General features: G+C 66.6%; 20 protein-coding genes. 14 read left to right on the top strand and 6 right to left on the bottom strand.

Features of this window, described 5'->3' with window-relative positions:
- Positions 1-75: 75 nt before the first annotated feature.
- Positions 76-408 (top strand): YnfA family protein, encoded by a 333-nt coding sequence (locus tag ISX93_RS02395; RefSeq protein ID WP_195777084.1) that lies wholly within the window; start codon positions 76-78, stop codon positions 406-408.
- A gap of 15 nt (positions 409-423) precedes the next feature.
- On the opposite strand, the gene ISX93_RS02390 is transcribed toward ISX93_RS02395, so the two are convergent.
- Positions 424-882: a bacteriohemerythrin gene (locus ISX93_RS02390; RefSeq protein ID WP_195777083.1), complete on the bottom strand. Its 459-nt coding sequence runs from the start codon at positions 880-882 to the stop codon at positions 424-426.
- A gap of 42 nt (positions 883-924) precedes the next feature.
- Positions 925-1,377, bottom strand: coding sequence for a bacteriohemerythrin (locus ISX93_RS02385; RefSeq protein ID WP_195777082.1), 453 nt, complete (start codon positions 1,375-1,377; stop codon positions 925-927).
- A 223-nt stretch (positions 1,378-1,600) separates the two neighbouring features.
- Between ISX93_RS02385 and ISX93_RS02380 the strand changes: the two genes are divergently transcribed.
- From ISX93_RS02380 to ISX93_RS02365, 4 genes are all read left to right on the top strand, one after another.
- A complete protein-coding gene (locus tag ISX93_RS02380; protein ID WP_195777081.1) occupies positions 1,601-2,812 on the top strand; it encodes a MalY/PatB family protein in 1,212 nt (403 codons plus the stop codon).
- A 215-nt stretch (positions 2,813-3,027) separates the two neighbouring features.
- Positions 3,028-5,223, top strand: coding sequence for a DNA helicase II (gene uvrD, locus ISX93_RS02375; RefSeq protein WP_195777080.1), 2,196 nt, complete (start codon positions 3,028-3,030; stop codon positions 5,221-5,223).
- 146 nt (positions 5,224-5,369) lie between these two features.
- Complete coding sequence (locus ISX93_RS02370; RefSeq protein ID WP_195777079.1) at positions 5,370-5,858, top strand: hypothetical protein; 489 nt, start codon at positions 5,370-5,372, stop codon at positions 5,856-5,858.
- Between the two features lie 33 nt (positions 5,859-5,891).
- On the top strand, positions 5,892-6,863 hold the full coding sequence (locus ISX93_RS02365) for a magnesium and cobalt transport protein CorA (protein ID WP_195777078.1): 972 nt from the start codon (positions 5,892-5,894) through the stop codon (positions 6,861-6,863).
- Here the strand turns inward: ISX93_RS02365 and ISX93_RS02360 are convergent.
- Positions 6,841-8,199 (bottom strand): amino acid permease, encoded by a 1,359-nt coding sequence (locus ISX93_RS02360; protein ID WP_195777077.1) that lies wholly within the window; start codon positions 8,197-8,199, stop codon positions 6,841-6,843. The genes ISX93_RS02365 and ISX93_RS02360 overlap by 23 nt on opposite strands.
- A 199-nt stretch (positions 8,200-8,398) precedes the next feature.
- Between ISX93_RS02360 and ISX93_RS02355 the strand changes: the two genes are divergently transcribed.
- Positions 8,399-9,232, top strand: coding sequence for a Tim44 domain-containing protein (locus tag ISX93_RS02355; RefSeq protein ID WP_195777076.1), 834 nt, complete (start codon positions 8,399-8,401; stop codon positions 9,230-9,232).
- Between the two features lie 59 nt (positions 9,233-9,291).
- The gene (locus tag ISX93_RS02350; RefSeq protein WP_195777075.1) at positions 9,292-9,660 is read left to right on the top strand and encodes a VOC family protein; all 369 of its coding nucleotides are present in this window, start codon (positions 9,292-9,294) and stop codon (positions 9,658-9,660) included.
- Between the two features lie 411 nt (positions 9,661-10,071).
- On the opposite strand, the gene ISX93_RS02345 is transcribed toward ISX93_RS02350, so the two are convergent.
- Positions 10,072-10,533 carry a methyltransferase family protein gene (locus ISX93_RS02345; RefSeq protein ID WP_195777074.1) on the bottom strand — a complete coding sequence of 154 codons (462 nt, stop codon included), beginning with the start codon at positions 10,531-10,533 and terminating at the stop codon, positions 10,072-10,074.
- A 142-nt stretch (positions 10,534-10,675) separates the two neighbouring features.
- On the opposite strand from ISX93_RS02345, the gene ISX93_RS02340 reads away from it, so the two are divergent.
- Positions 10,676-11,083: an SMI1/KNR4 family protein gene (locus ISX93_RS02340; protein WP_195777195.1), complete on the top strand. Its 408-nt coding sequence runs from the start codon at positions 10,676-10,678 to the stop codon at positions 11,081-11,083.
- 778 nt (positions 11,084-11,861) lie between these two features.
- On the opposite strand, the gene ISX93_RS02335 is transcribed toward ISX93_RS02340, so the two are convergent.
- A complete protein-coding gene (locus ISX93_RS02335; RefSeq protein WP_195777073.1) occupies positions 11,862-12,521 on the bottom strand; it encodes a GntR family transcriptional regulator in 660 nt (219 codons plus the stop codon).
- 218 nt (positions 12,522-12,739) lie between these two features.
- Complete coding sequence (locus ISX93_RS02330; RefSeq protein ID WP_195777072.1) at positions 12,740-13,519, bottom strand: SDR family NAD(P)-dependent oxidoreductase; 780 nt, start codon at positions 13,517-13,519, stop codon at positions 12,740-12,742.
- Positions 13,520-13,641: 122 nt separating this feature from the next.
- Between ISX93_RS02330 and ISX93_RS02325 the strand changes: the two genes are divergently transcribed.
- The 6 genes from ISX93_RS02325 to ISX93_RS02300 all read left to right on the top strand — a co-directional run bounded on the left by ISX93_RS02325 (position 13,642) and on the right by ISX93_RS02300 (position 19,705).
- Positions 13,642-15,033: an aspartate aminotransferase family protein gene (locus tag ISX93_RS02325; RefSeq protein WP_195777071.1), complete on the top strand. Its 1,392-nt coding sequence runs from the start codon at positions 13,642-13,644 to the stop codon at positions 15,031-15,033.
- 94 nt (positions 15,034-15,127) lie between these two features.
- Positions 15,128-16,495, top strand: a complete 1,368-nt coding sequence (locus ISX93_RS02320; RefSeq protein ID WP_195777070.1) for a glutamine synthetase family protein — start codon at positions 15,128-15,130, stop codon at positions 16,493-16,495.
- A 103-nt stretch (positions 16,496-16,598) separates the two neighbouring features.
- Positions 16,599-17,354 carry an SDR family NAD(P)-dependent oxidoreductase gene (locus ISX93_RS02315; RefSeq protein ID WP_195777069.1) on the top strand — a complete coding sequence of 252 codons (756 nt, stop codon included), beginning with the start codon at positions 16,599-16,601 and terminating at the stop codon, positions 17,352-17,354.
- A 67-nt stretch (positions 17,355-17,421) separates the two neighbouring features.
- Positions 17,422-18,411, top strand: a complete 990-nt coding sequence (locus tag ISX93_RS02310; RefSeq protein ID WP_195777068.1) for a hypothetical protein — start codon at positions 17,422-17,424, stop codon at positions 18,409-18,411.
- Between the two features lie 120 nt (positions 18,412-18,531).
- Positions 18,532-18,939 carry a DUF3301 domain-containing protein gene (locus ISX93_RS02305; RefSeq protein ID WP_195777067.1) on the top strand — a complete coding sequence of 136 codons (408 nt, stop codon included), beginning with the start codon at positions 18,532-18,534 and terminating at the stop codon, positions 18,937-18,939.
- A 133-nt stretch (positions 18,940-19,072) separates the two neighbouring features.
- Positions 19,073-19,705, top strand: coding sequence for a DedA family protein (locus ISX93_RS02300; RefSeq protein ID WP_195777066.1), 633 nt, complete (start codon positions 19,073-19,075; stop codon positions 19,703-19,705).
- Position 19,706: the final 1 nt, after the last annotated feature.

Raw genomic sequence — 19,706 nt, 5'->3', positions numbered from 1 at the left:
CTTTACGCGCCCGCCCCCCCGGCGGGGCAAGCCAATCCAGTCTTTAGCCACTCCAGCCAACCCCGAGCCCCCGCCATGCCCGAACTGAAAACCCTCGGCTTGTTTGTCATCACCGCCGTCGCGGAGATCCTCGGCTGCTATCTGCCGTACTTGTGGCTTAAGCAGGGCAAGAGCGTCTGGCTGCTGGTGCCGGCGGCGCTGAGCCTGGCGCTGTTCGCCTGGCTGTTGTCGCTGCACCCGGCAGCGGCCGGCCGCGTCTATGCGGCCTATGGCGGGGTGTATGTCTGCGTGGCCATCCTCTGGCTGTGGTCGGTGGAGGGCATCCGCCCCACGGCCTGGGACTGCGTCGGCTCGGCGGTGGCGCTGCTCGGCATGGCCATCATCATGTTCGCGCCCCGCGGCGCATAACCAGCGCCGCCGCCATCAGGCAAAGAAGCGCCGCACGGCCTGGCTCACCCAGCTCTTGTGGGCTTCGGCGCCCTTGCCGACGATGTTCTTCTTGACGATCGCGCAGTAGCTCACGTCGTCGTTGGCGATGTGCACGAGCAGCCAGTGCAGGAGCACTTCGGACAGCTGTTCGATGACCGCGTCACCTTCGTCAAAGCGCTTCTGGATGGTTGTGATCTGCCGGGTGAAGGTTTCGTGGGAGAGCCGGTGGACATCGACATCCTGATATTCCGCCTCTTCCATCAGGGCTTCTTCAAAGGCGAAGTGCGAGAAAGTGTAGTCGATCAGGTTGTCGAAAACCTCCTTCACCGCTTCCCGGGGTGCGGCAAGGCTGCTGATCCGGTCAAGCTCGTTGATGTATTCGACAATCCGCTGGTGCTGGTTGTCGATGACGCCGATGCCGATTTCGTACTGCTTGCCCCAGATTATTTTCATTATTGACTCCTGCGCGCGGGGAACCCTGTGGCGGGGCTGGTGTTAATTGAACAGGCGGCTGAGGAAGCCACCCTTCTTGGCCTTGACCCGCTCGGTGGCGGCTTCCATGTTGTCGATGACGATTGCCGAATAGTCCTTGTCATCGCGCTTGATATGGTTGACCAGCCAGGCCTTGAGCACATGCAGCAGCTCTTCGGTGACATCCTCGCCCGCCTTGGTCCGCTGCTGGAAGGCATCCACGCGCTTGGTAAACAACTGGTGCACCTTCTTGTGCGCCTTGATGAACGGATAGCCCGCCTCCTCCATCAGCGTTTCCTCGAAGGCGAAATGCGACAGCGTGTAGTCTACGAGCTCGTCCAATACTTCCGCGAGTTCGGCCGCGCTGGCGGTCTGCCTGGCGTGATCGACCTGATTGATATATTCGACGATGCGCTGGTGCTGGCTATCAATAACTCCGATCCCCAGTTCCAGGTCGGGCGTCCACAATAAGGTCATGTCGTTACTCTCCATTGGCAAGGCAAATTCGCGGCGACCTTAACAAGCCGCTCGAATCCGCAGATAGACACAGATCAACGGTTCGATTGTTCGCGCAAGAATAAAAAAGTGCCTGGCCCCGGCACGGCTTGCGGGCCGGGGCCGGGTGCTGCATTGCCGGGCTTCCGCCGTGGCGTCCGACTGGGTAGGGTAGGCAGCCCGACCTGCGCATCCTGGAGTTGCCGTGAGCCAAGCCTTCGATTTCAGCAGCGTCGCGGACCGCCTCGCCTGGTCCGCCAGCAAATGGGAAAAGTACCGCGGCCGCGACGTGATTCCGCTGTGGGTCGCCGACATGGACTTTGCCTCGCCGCCATCCGTGCAGCGCGCGCTGGCCGCGCACGTGGCGCACGGCAACTACGGCTACATGAATGCCCCGCGCGAGCTGCCGCAGCAACTGGCCGAGGACTACCGCCAGCGCTATGGCTGGACCATAGAGCCGCAGTGGATCGTCTGGCTGCCCGGGCTGGTGCTCGGCCTGAACCTGGCGGTGAAGGCCTGCTGTGCGCCGGGCGAGCGGGTGATCGCGTTTTCCCCGGTGTATCCGCCGTTCCTGCACGCGGCGGAACTGCAGGGACGCAGCCCGCTGAACATTCCGCTGCAGACCAGCAACGCCGCCGGCACCGAATTCGCCATCGATTTCGCCGCCCTGGAGCAGGCCGTCAGCGCCGCCGACCAGCCGGCCGCGCGCCTGCTGCTGCTGTGCCATCCGCACAACCCGATCGGCCGCCTGTTCAGCCGCGCCGAACTGGATCAGCTGGCGGCCTTCTGCGAACGCCATGACCTCTACGTCTGTTCCGACGAGGTGCATGCCGACCTGATCCTCGACGGCCATACGCCGCACCTGCCGTTTGCCCGGGTCATGGCCGAGCGCTCGCCGGCGCTGCTCCAGCGCAGCATCACCCTGCACGGCCCGGGCAAGACCTACAACCTGGCCGGGCTCGGCATCGCCTGGGCGATCATTCCGGACAGCGCCCTGCGCCAGCGCTTTCGCGCGGCCATGCAGCGGCTGGTGCCGGAGCCCTGCGGCTTCAGCTATACCGCGCTGCAGGCCACCCTCGGCGACGCCGAGGACTGGCGCCAGGCGCTGCTGGCGCAGCTGCGCGAGAACCGCGACAAGGTCTCCGCCGCGCTGGAGCGCATGGGGCTGGCGCACACCCATCCACAGGTGACCTACCTGACCTGGATCGACGCCCGCGCGTTGGCTGGGCGCGTGGGCAATCCGGGCCGCTGGTTCGAGGAGCATGGCGTCGGCCTGTCCGACGGCACCGCGTTCGGCAGCCCCGGTTACCTGCGGCTGAATTTCGCCCTGCCGCCGGTGCTGCTCGACGAGGCGCTGGCGCGCATGCAGCGGGCGATCGACAGTCTAGGTTCGCCCTTCCCTGCCCTTACTCCTTAGGTTGTGGTTGAGCCGCAACGCGGTGAAGCCCAACAGGTATGGTGCGCGGCAAATGCTGCGCTCAACCACAACCTATGGGGTGCTTCTGCGGCTGTAGGTTGGGTTGAGGTGCACAGCGCCGAAGCCCAAAAGCGGATGTGCGCCGGACGACGGGGCAGGTGTGCGGCGTATCAAGGCCAAGACAGATCGCCGTTCCAGACCATAGAATGCGCAGCATGCGCGACGATATTTCCTACCTGCTCAACTCCCTCAACGAGGCCCAGCGTGAAGCCGTGGCCGCGCCGCTTGGCCGCCAGCTGGTGCTGGCCGGCGCCGGCTCGGGCAAGACCCGCGTGCTGGTGCACCGCATCGCCTGGCTGATCGAGGTCGAGCACGCCTCGCCGCACAGCATCCTGTCGGTGACCTTCACCAACAAGGCCGCCGCCGAGATGCGCGTGCGCATCGAACAGCTGCTGGGCATCAACCCGCAGGGCATGTGGGTCGGCACCTTCCACGGGCTGGCGCACCGCCTGCTGCGCGCGCACTGGCAGGAAGCCGGACTGGCGGAGAATTTCCAGATCCTCGATTCCGACGACCAGCAGCGCCTGGTCAAGCGGGTGATCCGCGACCTCGGCCTCGACGAGCAGCGCTGGCCGGCGCGCCAGGCGCAGTGGTTCATCAACGGGCAAAAAGACGAGGGCTTGCGGCCCCGGCATATCCAGGCCGGCGGCGACCTGTTCCTCGCCACCATGCTGAAGATCTACAGCGCCTACGAGGCCGCCTGCGTGCGCGCCGGGGTGATCGACTTTGCCGAGCTGCTGCTGCGCGCGCTGGACCTGTGGCGCGACCAGCCGGGCCTGCTCGAGCATTACCAGCGGCGCTTCCGCCATGTACTGGTCGACGAGTTCCAGGACACCAACGCCGTGCAGTACGCCTGGCTGCGCCTGCTGGCCCAGGGCGGCGCGAGCCTGATGGTGGTCGGCGATGACGACCAGTCAATCTACGGCTGGCGTGGTGCCAAAATCGAGAATATTCACCAGTACAGCCGCGACTTCAGCGATGTGCAGACCATCCGCCTGGAGCAGAACTACCGCTCCACCGCCGGCATCCTCAAGGCGGCCAATGCGCTGATCGCCAACAACCAGGGCCGGCTGGGCAAGGAACTCTGGACCGAGGGCGAGCACGGCGAGCCGATCAGCCTGTACGCCGCCTTCAACGAATACGACGAAGCGCGCTACGTGGTCGAGTCGATCGGCGAGGCGCTGCGCAAGGACGGCCTCAGGCGCAGCGAGATCGCCATCCTGTATCGCTCCAACGCGCAATCGCGGGTACTCGAGGAAGCCCTGCTGCGCGAGCGCATTCCCTACCGCATCTACGGCGGCCAGCGCTTCTTCGAGCGCGCCGAGATCAAGAACGCCATGGCCTACCTGCGCCTGCTCGACGGGCGGGGCAACGACGCGGCGCTGGAGCGGGTGATCAACCTGCCGCCGCGCGGCATCGGCGAGAAGACTGTCGAGAGCATCCGCGAGTTTGCCCGCGCTCATGACCTGTCGCTGTGGGAATCGATCCGCCAGATGCTCGCGCACAAGGCCCTGCCCGGCCGCGCCGCCAGCGCGCTGAACGGCTTTGTCGAGCTGCTGGAACACCTCGCGGCGCGGGTGCCGGGCATGCCGCTGCACCTGCTGACGCAGACGGTCATCGAGCAGAGCGGCCTGTTGACCTTCCACAAGGAAGAAAAGGGCGAGAAGGGCCAGGCCCGCGCGGAAAACCTCGAGGAACTGGTCAGCGCCGCGCGCGCCTTCGAGAACGGCAGCGAGGAAGAGGAGCTGTCGCCGCTGCAGGCCTTCCTCGGCCACGCCTCGCTGGAAGCCGGCGAGACCCAGGCCGCCGAGCACGAGGACAGCGTGCAGCTGATGACCCTGCACAGCGCCAAGGGCCTGGAGTTTCCCAAGGTGTTCCTGGTCGGCATGGAAGAGGGCCTGTTCCCGCACAAGATGAGCCTGGAGGAGCCCGGCCGGCTGGAAGAGGAGCGCCGCCTGGCCTATGTCGGCATCACCCGCGCCATGCAGCACCTGGTCCTGAGCTACGCGGAAACCCGCCGTCTGTATGGCAGCGAGACGTTCAACAAGGTGTCGCGCTTCGTCCGCGAGATCCCGCCGGCGCTGATCCAGGAAGTGCGCCTCGCCAACAGCGTGCAGCGCCCGTTCAGCAGCACGCGCAGCACCGGCATGCGCGACAGCCAGCTGTTTGCCGGCAGCGATATTCCCGAGACCGCCTTCCACCTCGGCCAGGCCGTGCGCCACAGCCTGTTTGGCGACGGCGTGATCCTCAACTTCGAGGGCGCCGGCGCGCAGGCACGGGTGCAGGTGAATTTCGCCAGCGAGGGCAGCAAGTGGCTGATGCTCGGTTATGCCAAGCTGGAAGCGTTGTAGCCGGCAAACCGCAGGGTGGAGGCCTAATTGGTGGGCTGAAGCCCACCCTACGGGCCGAAGCCAACGGCCCGAGGCCACGCGCCTCGGTTACACTGCAAATCGACGCCTGCTGTTCCAAGCCTATCCGCTCCTGACTGGTGTACCCCATGGCCAAACTCCTTGTGCGCCTGCTGCTCCTGCCCGCCCTGTTGCTGCTGGCCGCCTGTGCCGGCAGCCCGAACTACTTCACCCCGGTGCCGCCGACATCGGCCGAACGCGGCATGCTCTACCTGTACCGGCCGCCGGCCGACAACCCGGGCCTGCAACCGCTGCGCCGCGCCTACCCGGTGATCCTGGTGGATGGCCGCAGCGTCGGCGTCCTCGAGTTCAACCAGTATTTCAACGTCGACCTCGCTGCCGGCCGCCACAGCATCGTGGTTACCGGCCTGGTCGCGCCGGCCAACTGGGAAGTTGCCGATATCCGCCAGGACGTCAGCATCGCCCCCGGCGAGATCAAGTACCTCAAGCTCGACGTGCAGTACCAGCTGGATGACATGACCATCGGCCAGTCCGGGCCGAAGTACCGCATCTTCCTCACGCCGATGGACAGCCCGACCGCCGTCGACGAGATTCGCCACACCGCGCCGCGGCCCTGAGCAACGGGTAACATCAGCCAACGGAGTTGCAGCATGGGACGACTGGTCGCCGCCGCGGTGTACAGCCAGGGCAAGAAAGTCCGCGATATCGCGCTCAGCGAGGGCAGCCACTGGGCCGCGCAGCCGGAGCACTTCGTCTGGATCGGCCTGCAGCAGCCGGACCCGGCCGAACTGCACAGCCTGCAGCAGCAGTTCGGCCTGCATGAGCTGGCCATCAGCGATGCGCTGCAGCAGCACAGCCGGCCGAAACTGGAAACCTTCGGCGACGCCCTGTTCATGGTGCTCTACGCCCCGGTGCGCAACGCCGGCAAGCTGGACTTCGTCGAGACCCACCTGTTCGCCGGCAAGGGCTACATCATCAGTGCGCGCTACGGCGACTCGTCGCCCTACTCGCTGGTGCGCCGCAGTTGCGAGGCGCGACCGCTGCTGCTGGCCCACGGCGAGGACTTCGTGCTGTATGCCCTGCTCAGCTTCGTCGTCGAAAACTACCGCCCGCTGACTGAGCAGATCCACGCGGAAATCGAGGAGCTGGAGCAAAACGTCCTCAGCCGGTCCCTCAGCGCGAACGACATCGAGCGCATCCATGGCCTGCGCCGCGACCTGCTGCGCCTGCGCCGGCACGTGGCGCCACTGGTGGAGATCTGCCAGGAGCTGCAGAGCCTGAGCTTCCCGTTCATCGACAAGAACATGCGCCCGTACTTCCGCGACGTGGCGATCCACGTCAACCGCCTGCTCGAAGACCTGACCAACCTGCGCGACATTGCCAGCCAGACCATCGAGATCGGCCTGCTGCTGGAGTCCTCGCGGCAGAGCGTGGTGCAGCGCAAGTTCGCCGCCTGGGCGGCGATCCTGGCCTTCCCCACCGCGGTGGCCGGGATCTACGGGATGAACTTCCAGAACATGCCCGAGCTGGGCTGGCACTACGGCTACTTCGGCGTGCTCGGCATCATCACCGCCGGCTGCTGCGGGCTGTACACCAACTTCAGGCGCCTGGGCTGGCTGTAGCCTGGTCGTCCCGCGCGTTGCGCCATTGCATCCAGATGTGCAGCGGCACCCCGCCGAGGATCAGCAAGGTGCCGAGGAACACCGTCTGCGCGCCGGCGCCGAACAGCGCCCAGCCGGAATAGACAAAGCCGAGGCTGCCCAGCAGCGCGACCTTGGCCAGCGCCGCGCCACGCAGCCCCGGGCCACCCTTGAGGCGGATCAGCAGTTCGGCAAAGGCGCACAGCGCATAGGGCAGCAGGCTGGACATCACCGCCAGCAGGATGATCGCGTTGAAGGCCCCGACCAGCCCGTGGGAGAAGTTCATGATCACCAGGATCGACGCCAGCAGGTTGGAGAACACCAGCGCGTTGGCCGGCGTGCCGAAGCGCGACAAGCGCCCCAGGCTGGCCGGGAACACCCGGTCCAGCGCCGCACCATACGGCACCTGGCCGGTCAGCAGGGTGAAGCCGTTGAGCGTGCCGAAGGTGGCGATCACCGCACCGAGGGCGATCAGCAGCCCCCAGCCCGGCCCCCACATGGCGCTGGCGACGTCCGCCAGTGGCGCCGCCGAGGCCGCCAGGGTGGTCGAGGGCAGCACGCCGATCGCCACCGTGGTCACCGAGATATACACCGCCGCCGCCAGCAGCACGCCGATCACGGTGGCCCGCGGGATGGTGCGTTCCGGATTGACCACTGCGCCGGCCGGCACCGTGGCCGACTCCAGGCCGAGGTAGGCCCACAGGGTCAGCGCGGCAGCCGCCGAGATCGCCGCCAGGTCCGACTGGCCACTGACGTTGAACGGCCGGTAGTTGGCCGCCTCGACCCAGAAGAAGCCCAGCGTGCCGATCAGCAGCAGTGGCAGCAGCTTGAGCAGGGTGGTGACCACCTGCACGACACCCGCCTGCTTCACCCCGCGGATGTTCACCAGCGTCAGCAGCCAGATCGCCCCCAGCGCCACCGCCAGGCTGTAGCCCGGCGAGGCCGCCACCTCCGGCAGCAGGAAACCGACATACCCGGCCAGCGCCACGGCCACCCCGGCGTTGCCGGTCCACAGGGTGATCCAGTAGCCCCAGGCAATGAGGAAGCCGGCGAACTCGCCGTATCCCGCCTCGGTGTAGGCGTAGGGGCCGCCGGTCTTGCACACCAGTTGCGACAGGCGCCCGAAGATGATCGCCAGGATCAGCGCACCAAGCGAGGTCAGCAGCCAGCCGCCAAGGGCGATCGGGCCAAACGCGGCCAGCGACGCCGGCAGCAGGAAGATCCCCGAGCCGATCATATTGCCCACCACCAGGGCGGTGCAGGCCAGCAGCCCGAGCGCGCCACGCGGCTGGCCTGAGTCGGCATTCTTGGTAGGCATGCGGGCAGCTCCTGCGCTGGGCGAACGGGCAGCCGGCGGCTGCCGCCGCCGCCGTGCAGGGAATAGTGGCACATCCGGAGCCAGGCCTGCAGGCGCTGCCCGCCGCGCCAGCAAAAATCCCGAAACACTCTGCCGCTGGCATTGCCCGGCATCACACCGGCAAGATGCGCGCGTCTTTCCACAACCGGGTAGTTCGATCATGCAACGTTTTCTCAGCCTGACCCTGGCGCTGTGCCTCAGCCTCACCCTGAGCCTGGATGCCAATGCCGCCAAGCGCCTGGGCGGCGCCAAGAGCTTTGGCACGGCGCCGAGCCACCAGACCAGCCAGCTGCGCCAGACCCAGCCAGCCACGACCAGCAGCGCCAGCAGCACGAGCGCCGGCAAGACTGCCGCGGCCAGCAGTGGCGCCTCGCGCTGGCTCGGCCCGCTGGCCGGCATCGCCGCCGGCGGCCTGCTCGCCTCGCTGTTCATGGGCGACGGCTTCGAGGGCCTGCAACTGTTCGACATCCTGATCTTCGGCCTGCTCGCCTTCCTGCTTTTCCGCCTGTTCGCCGCCCGCCGCCAGCCGGCCATGGCCGGCGGCGCACCCTACTCGCGCGACAATGCGCAAGCGGGCAACCTGTTCGGCTCCGGCACTGCCGCCCGGCCTGCGCTCAAGGCGCCGGCCTGGTTCGACCAGGCGCGCTTTATCGAACAGGGCCGCGAGCACTTCCTGGCCCTGCAACAACACTGGGACGCCAACGAAATGGAGAAGATCGCCGAGTTCTTCACCCCGCAGATGACCCAGTTCCTGCAGCAGGAACGCGCCAGCATGGGTGACGGCCTCCAGTCCACTTACATCGACGACCTGCAGGTGCAGCTCGACGGCCTCGACGATACCCCGACGCAGACCATCGCCACCCTGACCTTCAGCGGCCTGGCCAAGACCTCGCGCTTCGACCAGGGCGAGGCCTTCAGCGAAAGTTGGCGCCTGGAACGCGCCGCCGGGGACAACCAGCCCTGGCTGGTCGCCGGTATCCGGCAAAACGCCTGAGCACTTGCCCGCGCTCTGCTAGAGTCAGTTCCCCGCACCACCACCACGAGGACGGCAACATGATCGGATATGCAATGATCGGCACCAACGACCTGGACAAGGCCAAGGCGTTCTACTCCGCACTGCTCGGCGAAATGGGCGCGAAGATCCTGATGGATGTCGGTCGCGGCGCCTTCTTTGGCGTCAAGATGGGCCAGCCGATGCTGGGTGTGGCCACCCCCTACAACAAGGAAACCGCGGCCCCGGGCAATGGCAACATGATCGCGCTGGTCGGCGGCTCCCGCGAGGGCGTGGACAAGCTCTACGCCAAGGCCATCAGCCTCGGCGGCACTGACGAGGGCGCACCAGGCGAGCGCATGCCGGGCTTCTACGCCGGCTACTTCCGCGACCTGGACGGCAACAAGCTGGCCTTCTTCCACATGGGCTGAGCCCGGCCATGATCAAAAAACCCGGGCTTGCCCGGGTTTTTTGTGGGTTCTGCGCGGGGCTGGCTAACCATGGCTGTTGTTGCTTCTGCGTGACTTCAGTAACGAGCCATACCGCCACACTATATTCGGCACCCTGCATCCGGCCTGCTGACGGGGATTGGGGTGCGCCGCATCGCTTGCGTAGGGTGGAAAACGCCGCTTGCGGCTTTTCCACCTAACGGGCCAACGCTGCGCGGTTGACCACCCTGCGAATCCCTTTCCAGCTGCTGTAGGGCGGGTGCAACCCGCCGTTGCTGCGGGGTTGCACCCTTTCTACAGCAGCGGCGCGGCTGGCAACCAGATCCCGGCCGACACAACCAGCGCGGTCAATCAACCCCGCTAAGCAGCCCGGCACCAAGCCGCCCGGCCTCGCTACAACCAGCGCCGTACCCGTGCCCGATAGTGCGCGTACTGCTCGCCAAACTTTTGCGCCAGAAAGCGCTCTTCCAGGCTGATCTGGAAACGGTTCAGGTACGCCACGAATGCCGGCAGGCAGAGCAGGGCCAGGCCATTGCCCAGCCACAGCGCCCACGCCAGCAACCACAGCAGCAGGCCCAGGTACATCGGGTTGCGCGAAATCCGGTTGAACCCGCCCGTCACCAGGCGCGCCGCGCGCCCGGGATGGGTCGGCTCGATGGTGGTGCGCGCGCGGACGAACAGCAGCACGCTGACCCCGATCAGGCAGGCACCGGCCAGCCCGGCCAGCAGGCTCAGATAGCCCTGATAGGGCAAGGCCAGCGTCGCCGCGGGCGACAGCGTCGCCAGCAGCCACATCAGCAGGCCGGTCAGCAGCATCACCAGCGGTGGCGGGATTTTCAGTTCAAGCGCGTTCATGCAAAGCCCTCGTGCAGGCAGTGGTGATGGGACGACGCTGGCGTACGCCAGCCGTCTGCAGTTGATCCTGCGGGTGACGGCAACGATTGGCCAGGACGCCGCGCCACTGTATAACGGGCGACTCAACGCGGGGAGGCCGGCTGTGGAAGAAATCATCGAACAATTGCGCGAGCTCAACGAGCCGGTACCGGTTCCGCTGGAGCTGCCCGAGGAAGAAGACCTGGTGGATATCCAGGAGCAGATCCTCATTCACCTGCCCTACGGCCTGCGCGAATTCCTGCTGACCGTCAGCGACGTGGTCTACGGCCATCTGGAGCCGGTCACCGCCAGCGACCAGAACTCGCACACCTACCTGCCGGAAGTCACCGCTACCGCCTGGGACCTCGGCGTGCCGCGCTGGCTGGTGCCGCTGTGCCAGGACGGGCGCAACTACTACGTGGTCGACCCGGAAGGCGAGGTGTTCCTGTGGGAGGCCGACACCGAAGAGCTGGCCGCCGAGAGCTGGGAAACCGTGTGGCACTGGGCGCGGGACGTGTGGCTGGAGAGTTGAGGGTGGTGGGCTAGGGAGAACTACGGCGGATTGGAAATCCGTGTGCAGTTCTTTAACTGGCGCTGGCTACAAGCCAGGCCGATACGCTTTCCTCGGCACACAGCTACAGATTGCGCCTTGCACGGCGCCTCACTTTCTCTTTGTTTGCGCAAAGAGAAAGTAAGCAAAGAGAAAGCGCACCCGACATACGGCCCCGAGCGCTGCGCGCTAGGGGTTCGTTCGCTCCATCGGCATTCCAGGGGCACGCTGCGAAGGGCCGTCCCTGGCCCAGCGCAGCTCTCGCGGCATCCATGCCGCTCAACCCCCTCCACACCGATTCCGCTCACCCTCCTGACGGGACTGTCTGTCCGTGCACACCAACAGCTTTTTCGGCCTTAAGTCGAACAGCATGGCTTCGGTAGTCGAACCGTCCCCGTCAGGAGGCCGAGCGCAGGTGCTGTGCAGAGGGGTATTTGGCATGGATGCCAAATGAGGAACGATGGGCCATGGATGGCCCTTCGCGACGACCCTCGGAGCAGTGCCGGAGCGAGGGGAGTCTGAGCGCAGCGAAGACCCGGATGCCGGGGGATGTTTCTTTTGCTTACTTTCTCTTTGCGCAAGCAAACGCAGCGTAGCGAAGTAACAGCCGCAGGCTGGCCCGCAGGGCGAGCGCCGCGAGTCAAGAAAAGTGAGGCGCCCGGCGGGGCGCAACCGGAGCGATCTAGCGACTGCGATAACCAGCCCGGCGCAGCCCAAAAAATCAGCCACGGATTTCCAATCCGCCAGAAACCAACCCTGATCAGCCAGCCCCCTGAGTCGTCTCCAGGCTCAGCAGGTTGAGCAGGAACTGGCCGAAGTACTGCAAGTCCTGCTCCATGGCCAGACGCGCCGCCTTGCCGTTGCCGGCCTGCAGGGCTTTCAGGCAGTCCTCGTGGAAGTCGTTGAGGCGCAGCGACAGGTCCGCTTCGGTAAACAGGCGGTTGAAGAACGGGCCGACCTGCAGCCACAGTGATTCGATCAGGCGCAGCAGCACCGGGTTGGCGCAGGCCTGGTACAGGGTCAGGTGGAACTGGCTGTTGTCGGCCAGGTAGGCCGACACATTGCGCTCTTGCAGGGCCTGCCGCATGCGCACGACACAGCCCTGCAGGCTGGCCAGCTCGGCCTCGCCCAGGCGCTGGCTGGCCAGCTCCACCGCCAGTCCCTCCAGGCTGATGCGCACCGGCAGCAATTGCTCGAAGCGCGCGCGGGTCATCGCCGGCACGCGCAGCGAACGCTGCGCCTCGCCCTCCAGCGCGCCCTCGGCGACCAGCCGCTGCAGGGCCGCGCGCACCGGCATCGGGCTGGTGCCCCACTGCGCGGCCAGGTCGCGGATCTTCAGCCGCTCGCCAGGCTGGAAGCGCCCTTCCAGCAGCGCCGCACGGATGTTCTGATACAGCTGTTCCTGCAAGTTGTCGGCCATCAAGCGTCACCGTTCAATACTGGCGGAGCAGGCAGTTGGGCGAGGGTCAGCGAGCAGTTGTGCATGGTCTTTTACCCATTTTGCAGGTGCGCATCTGTAGGTTGGCTTGAGTCGCTGGCGACGATGCCCGACAAGCCGGCGCTGTGGTTGGCACGAATGCCGCTGTTGGGCTTCGCTGTGCTCAACCCAACCTACGTCACGTGAGCTTTATGCCTGATTCAGGGAGCCTTGTTCTCGATCAGGCAGTTGCCGCCGTCCACTACCAGCAACTCGCCGGTGATGTAGCTGGCTTCCGGCGAGGCGAGGAAGGCCACGGCGCCGGCTACTTCCTCCGGGCGCCCGGCGCGGCCGATCGGGGTGTAGGCGGCGGCCCGGCGCTCCTCGTCGGTGGAGGAGCCGGTGGCGATCCAGCCGGGTGCCACGCTGTTCACCGTGATGCCCTGTTTCGCCACTTCCAGCGCCAGGCCCATGCTCATGCCGACCATGCCGGCCTTGGCCGCGCTGTAGGCGGCTTCGCCGGGGTTGCTGGCGCGGGTGCCGGTGGTCGAGCTGATGTTGACGATGCGCCCGTAGCCGCGCGCCTGCATGCCCGGCAGCACGGCGCGGGTCAGCAGGAAGGCGCTGGTCAGGTTGCGCGCGATGGACAGGTTCCAGGTGGCCAGGTCCATGCCGGCGACTTCGGCCAGCGGCTCGGGACTGCCCTGCATGGCCATGCCGGCGTTGTTCACCAGGATGTCGATGCGGCCGAACTGGGCATGCGCCCAGCCGGCCAGCGCGGCGACCTGGGTTTCGTCGGTAAGGTCGGCAAGCATGCCGCGAGCGTCTATACCTTCAGACTGCAACTCGCTGACTCGTTGCTGGAGGCGCGCGCTGCTGGCGGTCAGCAACACGCGCACGCCGGCGCGGCCCAGGCGCCGCGCAATGGCCAGGCCAATCCCGCTGTCGCTGCCGGCGCCACTCACCAGCGCAACCTGATCTTGCCAAAGGGAAACGGTCATCTTATCCACTCTTGTGATCACAAAATTGGCCAGATGGTAGCAAATGCAGCGGCAAATGCCTCTATTTGACTTATTTGTGATCACATATAAGAATGTGCGGAAATTCGAACGAGGTGTTCAACATGACAGCCAGCGGTATCAGCCCATCCGCCGTGGAAACCTTCACCGCCCGCGAGCGCGCCCGTTTCCTCGAGCGCAACCCGAAGTCCGTGGCCCTGGCCGAGCGTGCGCACCAGTCGCTGTATGCCGGTGTGCCGATGCACTGGATGGCCGACTGGTCGACGCCCTGCCCGCTGTTTGTCGAGCGCGCCAAGGGCGCGCGCTTCTACGACGTCGACGGCCACGAGTACATCGACTTCTGCCTGGGCGACACCGGCACCATGTTCGGCCACTCGCCGGACCCGATCGCCAAGGCCATCGCCGAGCAGGCCAACAACGGCCTGACCACCATGCTGCCGGGCGAGGACGCGGTGGTCTGCGGCGAGCTGCTGGCCGCGCGCTTCGGCCTGCCATTCTGGCAGGTGACCGCCACCGCCACCGACTCCAACCGCTACGTGCTGCGCTGGGCCCGTGCGGTCACCGGCAGGAAGACCCTGCTGGTGTTCGATGGCTGCTACCACGGCACCGTCGACGACGTGATGGTGCGCTGCCGCGACGGCGACACGGTGCACCGCTCCGGGCTGGTCGGCCAGGCCTATGACCTGACCGAATACAGCCGCGCCATCCCGTTCAACGATGTCGAAGCCCTGGAAGCCGCGCTGGCCCAGGGCGATGTCTGCGCCCTGCTCTGTGAGCCGGCGATGACCAACATCGGCATGGTCCTGCCGGAGCCGGGCTTCATGCAGAAGTGCCGGGAACTCACACGCAAATACGGTTCGCTGCTGATCATCGACGAGACCCACACCATCTCCACCAACATCGGTGGCTGCACCAAGCTGTGGAACCTCGACCCGGACTTCTTCGTGGTCGGCAAGCCGATTGCCGGTGGCGTGCCGTGCGGCATCTTTGGTTGCAGCGCGGCAATGGCCGAGCAGATGCTCGCTTCGCGCAAGCAGGCCAGCGAGGAAAGTCATGGCCATGGTCACAGCGGCATGGGCACCACCCTTTCGGCCAACGCATTGGCCATGCACTGCATGCGCGCCAACCTGGAACAGGTGATGACCCAGGCCGCCTACGACCACATGCTGCCGCTGGCCAAACGCCTGGCCGACGGTTTCCGCGCGCTGATCGCCAAGCACCACCTGCAATGGTCGGTGACCGAGCTGGGTGCGCGCAGCGAATTCCAGTTCTGCCCGGTCTCGCCGAAGACCGGTGCCGAGGCCGAGGCCGCCTTCCACGACGAGCTGCAGATGGCCCTGCACCTCTACCTGATCAACCGTGGCATCCTGATCACGCCGTTCCACAACATGACCCTGTGCTGCCCGAGCACCACGGCGGCAGATGTGGACGAACTGATCGAAACCCTCGATGCGGGGCTGGTCGAGCTGCTGGCCATCCCCGGCGCGCGTGAATAATCCGTAGGGTGGAAAACGGCCGCAGGCCTTTTCCACCTCGCCCTTCCCCGGTGGAAAACGCTACGCGGTTTTCCACCCTGCGTGAGAGAACACAATGACCTTCGCCGACATCCAGGAAGCCCGTGACTTCCTCGCCCAGCACCCCGAGGTGCGTCTGATCGAACTGATGCTGATCGACGCCAACGGCATCCCGCGCGGCAAGTTGCTGCACCGCGACGAATTGCTGGCCATCTACGAGAACGGCCGGCCATTGCCCAGCTCCATTCTCTCGCTGACCATTCAGGGTGAGGACGTCGAGGCCAGCGGGCTGGTCTGGGAAGTCGCCGACGCCGACTGCTGGACCTACCCGATCCCCGGCTCGCTGACCCTGCAGACCTGGCGCAGCACTCCCACCGGTCAGGTGCAGGTGAGCATGCACCCGACCCAAGGCGCACCCGCCGCCGCCGGCGATCCGCGGCATGTGCTGGCGCGTGCCATCGAGCGCCTCAAGGCCGACGGCTACCACCCGGTGATGGCGGTGGAGCTGGAGTTCTACCTGCTGGACAAGCAGCGCGACGCCCACGGTCGCCCGCAGCCGGCGTTGCAGGCCAACGGCGTGCGCCCGCAAGCGCCGCAGGTGTATGGCGTGCTGGAGCTGGAGCAGCAGCAGGCCTTCCTCGACGACCTCTACAGCGCCTGCGAGGCCCAGGGCCTGCCGGTGCGCACGGCGATTTCCGAGTACGCCCCCGGCCAGCTGGAGCTGACCCTGGAGCACCGTTTCGATGCCCTGCAAGCGGTCGATGAAGGCGTGCGCTACAAGCGCCTGGTCAAGGGCGTGGCCAATAAACATGGTCTGGTGGCCTGCTTTATGGCCAAGCCGTTCGGCGACCTGGCTGGCAGCGGCATGCACATGCACGTCTCGCTGGCTGACGCTCAGGGCAACAACCTGATGGCCAGTGAAGACCCGCATGGCACGCCGCTGCTCAAGCACGCCATCGGCGGCATGATGGCCACGCTGAATGACGCGCTGGCGATCTTCTGCCCGAATGCCAACTCCTACCGCCGCTTCCAGGCCAACAGCTACGCGCCACTGGCCAAGAGCTGGGGCGTGAACAACCGCACCGTGTCGTTCCGCGTACCCGGCGGCCCGGCCAACAGCCGCCACGTCGAGCACCGCATCTGCGGCGCCGATGCCAACCCCTATCTGGCGGCCGCCGCAATCCTGGCCGGCATCCACCACGGCATCCAGAACCGCATCGACCCGGGCGAAGAGATCATCGGCAACGGCTATGAGCAGTCGCGCGAAACCCTGCCGACCGACTGGCTGACGGCCCTGCGCACCCTGGAGCAATCGGCTTGGGCGAAACAAGCCTTCGGCGAGGACTTCCTGAAGATCTTCCTGGCCATCAAGTGGGAAGAGTTCCGCCAGTTTGTCGGCGAAGTCGGCGAGCAGGACTGGCGCTGGTACCTGACCCACGCCTGACCCTCCGCCGGGTGGATCACGCCGACCGGCGGCTGGTCCACCGCGCCCGAGCTCGCGGGATCAGGCGCCCGCTGGCCGCCCAACCACTTCCCGGGAGTATTCCATGCAACCTGTCGTGCTCATCACCGGCGCCGCCGGCGGTCTCGGCAGCGCCGTCGCCCGGCGCTTTGCCAACGGCGGCTGGCGGGTCGCCGCCACCGATCTCAACGCTGCCGGCCTGCAGGCGCTGGGGCTGCAACTGCCGCTGGCCGCCAGCCTGGCGCTCGACCTCGGACACGCCACCAATTGTCAGACCCTGCTCGACGAGGTGCTGGCGCGCTGCGGGCGCCTGGATGCGCTGGTGAATGCCGCCGGCGTCTGGCGCGAAGGGCCGGTCGAGGCCTGCAGCGAGGCCGATTTCGACCTGGTGCTGAACGTCAACCTGAAGGCCGCCTTCTTCACCTGCGCCGCCGCCATCGCGCCGCTGCGTGTCAGCCGCGGGACGATCATCAACATCGCCAGCGATGCCGGCCACCAGGGCAACCGCAATGCCGCGCTGTACTGCGCCAGCAAGGGCGCGCTGACCCTGCTGAGCAAGACCCTGGCGCTGGACCTGGCGGCCGATGGCATCCGCGTGAATGCGGTATCCCCGGGCGATATCGCCACGCCGATGCTCGACTTCCAGGCCGAGCGCTACGGTGGCGGAGACCCGCAGGGCTACAAACGCGACCTGCTGAGCCTCTACCCGCAAGGCCGCGCGGCGCGCTTTATCCGCCCGGAGGAAGTCGCCGAGCTGGTCTGGTTTCTCTGCCAGCCCTATGCCGAAGCCATTACCGGGGCCAACCTGGCGATCGATTTCGGCCTGTCGGCCGGCAAGTAGGCCGCCGCATGGCCCTCGCCGAGCGCCTCCGCTAAGCTCTGCCAACGCCCCGCCACGAGATGCCCAGATGCCGCTGTCGCCTGCCGCCGCACTCCCCTTGCCCCGCTCCTGGCTGACCCGCCTGCACCCGGGCCTGTTTGCCATCCCCCTTGGCCTGCTCGGCCTGGACGGCGCCTGGCGCCGCCTCGGCCCGCTGCAGGTGACCGGCGCCAGCGTGATCGCCGACGCCCTGCTGCTCGCAGGCCTGGTCATCCTGCTGCTGCTGGCGCTGCTCTGGCTGGTCAAGCTGGCGGCGCACCGGACGCAGCTGCAGAACGAGTTCTATCATCCGGTGCAGGGCCCGTTGCTGGCGCTGCTGCCGGTGGCGCTGCTGCTCGCGGTGAGCCAGTTGGCAGGCCGCTACCCGCAGGCCTGGTCGGTGCTCCTCGGCTGCAGCCTGCTGGCCCTGACCCTGCAGGGCCTGATCGCCTGGCAGGTGGTGCAGCAGCTGACCACCGGGCAGATGCCTGAAGAGCTGATCACCCCGGTGCTCTACCTGCCCATCGTGCCCGGCGGCCTGGTCGGCGCCATGGCCCTTGCCGCGCTGGGCCTGCAGGGCTTTGCCGTGCTGGTGCTGGGGATGGGCCTGGGTGGCTGGGCACTGCTGGAGATGCGCATCCTCCACCGCCTGTTCGACGGCCCCCTGCCGCTGGCCCTGCGCCCGACCCTGGGCATCGAGATGGCGCCGGCGGCGGTGGCCGCCCTGAGCCTCAGCGTGCTGTGGCCGCAGCTGCCGGCCGACTACCTGCTAATCACTATCGGCGTCGCCTGCGGGCCGGTGGTTGCCGTACTGACCCGCTGGCAATGGTGGAGCAGTACGCCGTTCTCCTTCAGCTTCTGGTCATTCTCTTTCCCGCTGGCGGCCCTCGCGTCGGCGGTGGTCGAGGCCGTGCGCCGCGGCGGCTGGCCGAGCGAAGTGGCACTGGCTGCCGTGCTGCTGGCCAGCCTGGTCATCGCCTATCTGCTGGTGCGCACCCTGCTCCTGCTGCTGCGCGGCCAGTTGCTGCCCGCGCACTGAGGCTGGCCCGCGACAACAGCCGGCACGGGCCAGGCGTCCGGCAAAAACCGCCGGCCTGGCCGCCACGGCGCTTTTCAACGCCTGTTAAGCTTGACGCCAGTCGCCCAGGAGAATCGCCCCATGCTGTCGCTCTTCGATGTTGCCCTGCTGATGCTGTTTGTCGCTGCTGCCGCGTGGCTCTGGCGCGGCCACGGGATTCGCGAGCAGGCCCTGCTGCTGGCCCGCCGGCACTGCGAGAAAATCGACATCGAGCTGCTCGACGAGAACGTCGCCCTGCAGGGCCTGCGCCTGCTGCGCGATCGCCAGGGGCGGCGGCGCCTGGCGCGCGAGTACAACTTCGAATTCACCGTGACCGGCGATCAGCGCCTGCATGGGCGTATCACCCTGTTTGGCCGGCAGCTGGCCAGCATCGAGCTGGATCCGCACCCGTTTAGCGCGCGTGACGAGGACGTTCTGCCCTCGGCACAGGTGATCCAGCTGGCCGACTGGCGGCGCGAGCACGCGCGATCCGGCCAGACGCCCCAGTGAGCCGCGTAGCGGCCGGTCAATCGCTGCAACACAATTCTTGCCCGCTGGTGGCACCCAGACCGGCCAGTGCCAGACGCAGACGCCGGCAAACCTGCTAGCATCGCCATCCCCGTTCAACAGCCCCTGTGACCGCATGGATTTCACCAGCCTCATCGACCTGTTTCTCAACCTCGACCAGCATATCCAGGCGCTCTCCGTGGAATATGGCGTGTGGATTTTCGCCCTGCTGGCACTGGTGATCTTCTGCGAAACCGGCCTGGTAGTAATGCCGTTCCTGCCCGGCGACTCGCTGCTGTTCATCGCCGGCGCGGTGGTCGCGCTGAACGGCATGGATCCCTGGCTGCTCGGCCTGTGCCTGTTCGTCGCCGCCGCCCTCGGCGACAGCACCAACTACTGGATCGGCCGGCACTTCGGCATCCGCCTGTTCACCAAGACCGACTCGCGCATTTTCCGCCGCGATTACCTGCTGCAGACGGAAATCTTCTACGCCCGGCACGGCGCCAAGACCGTCACCCTGGCGCGCTTCTTTCCCATCCTGCGCACCTTCGCGCCGTTTGTCGCCGGCCTCGGGCGCATGCCCTACCCGCGCTTTGTCACGTTCAGCCTGCTTGGCAGCCTGCTGTGGATCGGCGGCCTGCTGACCCTCGGTTACCAGTTCGGCAATGTGCCGCTGATCAAGGACAACCTGAGCCTGCTGATCCTCGGCATCATTGGCCTGTCGCTGCTGCCCATGCTGATCGGCTACCTGCGCCAGCGCTTGCGCTGAG

It is taken from the genome of Pseudomonas sp. N040 (assembly GCF_015637705.1).
Classification (GTDB): domain Bacteria; phylum Pseudomonadota; class Gammaproteobacteria; order Pseudomonadales; family Pseudomonadaceae; genus Aquipseudomonas.
Note: the sequence above shows the minus strand (reverse complement) of the source record. Positions and strands in the feature narration are given on the sequence as shown.

Bases quoted from the DNA above. Each gene is read 5' to 3' on its own strand.
- ISX93_RS02395 (WP_195777084.1), top strand. From the start codon at position 76: ATGCCCGAACTGAAAACCCTCGGCTTGTTTGTCATCACCGCCGTCGCG.
- ISX93_RS02385 (WP_195777082.1), bottom strand. From the start codon at position 1,377: ATGACCTTATTGTGGACGCCCGACCTGGAACTGGGGATCGGAGTTATT.
- ISX93_RS02310 (WP_195777068.1), top strand. From the start codon at position 17,422: ATGCCGCTGTCGCCTGCCGCCGCACTCCCCTTGCCCCGCTCCTGGCTG.
- ISX93_RS02320 (WP_195777070.1), top strand. From the start codon at position 15,128: ATGACCTTCGCCGACATCCAGGAAGCCCGTGACTTCCTCGCCCAGCAC.
- ISX93_RS02365 (WP_195777078.1), top strand. From the start codon at position 5,892: ATGGGACGACTGGTCGCCGCCGCGGTGTACAGCCAGGGCAAGAAAGTC.
- uvrD (WP_195777080.1), top strand. From the start codon at position 3,028: ATGCGCGACGATATTTCCTACCTGCTCAACTCCCTCAACGAGGCCCAG.
- ISX93_RS02335 (WP_195777073.1), bottom strand. From the start codon at position 12,521: ATGGCCGACAACTTGCAGGAACAGCTGTATCAGAACATCCGTGCGGCG.
- ISX93_RS02345 (WP_195777074.1), bottom strand. From the start codon at position 10,533: ATGAACGCGCTTGAACTGAAAATCCCGCCACCGCTGGTGATGCTGCTG.
- ISX93_RS02355 (WP_195777076.1), top strand. From the start codon at position 8,399: ATGCAACGTTTTCTCAGCCTGACCCTGGCGCTGTGCCTCAGCCTCACC.
- ISX93_RS02390 (WP_195777083.1), bottom strand. From the start codon at position 882: ATGAAAATAATCTGGGGCAAGCAGTACGAAATCGGCATCGGCGTCATC.
- ISX93_RS02330 (WP_195777072.1), bottom strand. From the start codon at position 13,519: ATGACCGTTTCCCTTTGGCAAGATCAGGTTGCGCTGGTGAGTGGCGCC.
- ISX93_RS02325 (WP_195777071.1), top strand. From the start codon at position 13,642: ATGACAGCCAGCGGTATCAGCCCATCCGCCGTGGAAACCTTCACCGCC.
- ISX93_RS02305 (WP_195777067.1), top strand. From the start codon at position 18,532: ATGCTGTCGCTCTTCGATGTTGCCCTGCTGATGCTGTTTGTCGCTGCT.
- ISX93_RS02300 (WP_195777066.1), top strand. From the start codon at position 19,073: ATGGATTTCACCAGCCTCATCGACCTGTTTCTCAACCTCGACCAGCAT.
- ISX93_RS02315 (WP_195777069.1), top strand. From the start codon at position 16,599: ATGCAACCTGTCGTGCTCATCACCGGCGCCGCCGGCGGTCTCGGCAGC.
- ISX93_RS02350 (WP_195777075.1), top strand. From the start codon at position 9,292: ATGATCGGATATGCAATGATCGGCACCAACGACCTGGACAAGGCCAAG.
- ISX93_RS02370 (WP_195777079.1), top strand. From the start codon at position 5,370: ATGGCCAAACTCCTTGTGCGCCTGCTGCTCCTGCCCGCCCTGTTGCTG.
- ISX93_RS02360 (WP_195777077.1), bottom strand. From the start codon at position 8,199: ATGCCTACCAAGAATGCCGACTCAGGCCAGCCGCGTGGCGCGCTCGGG.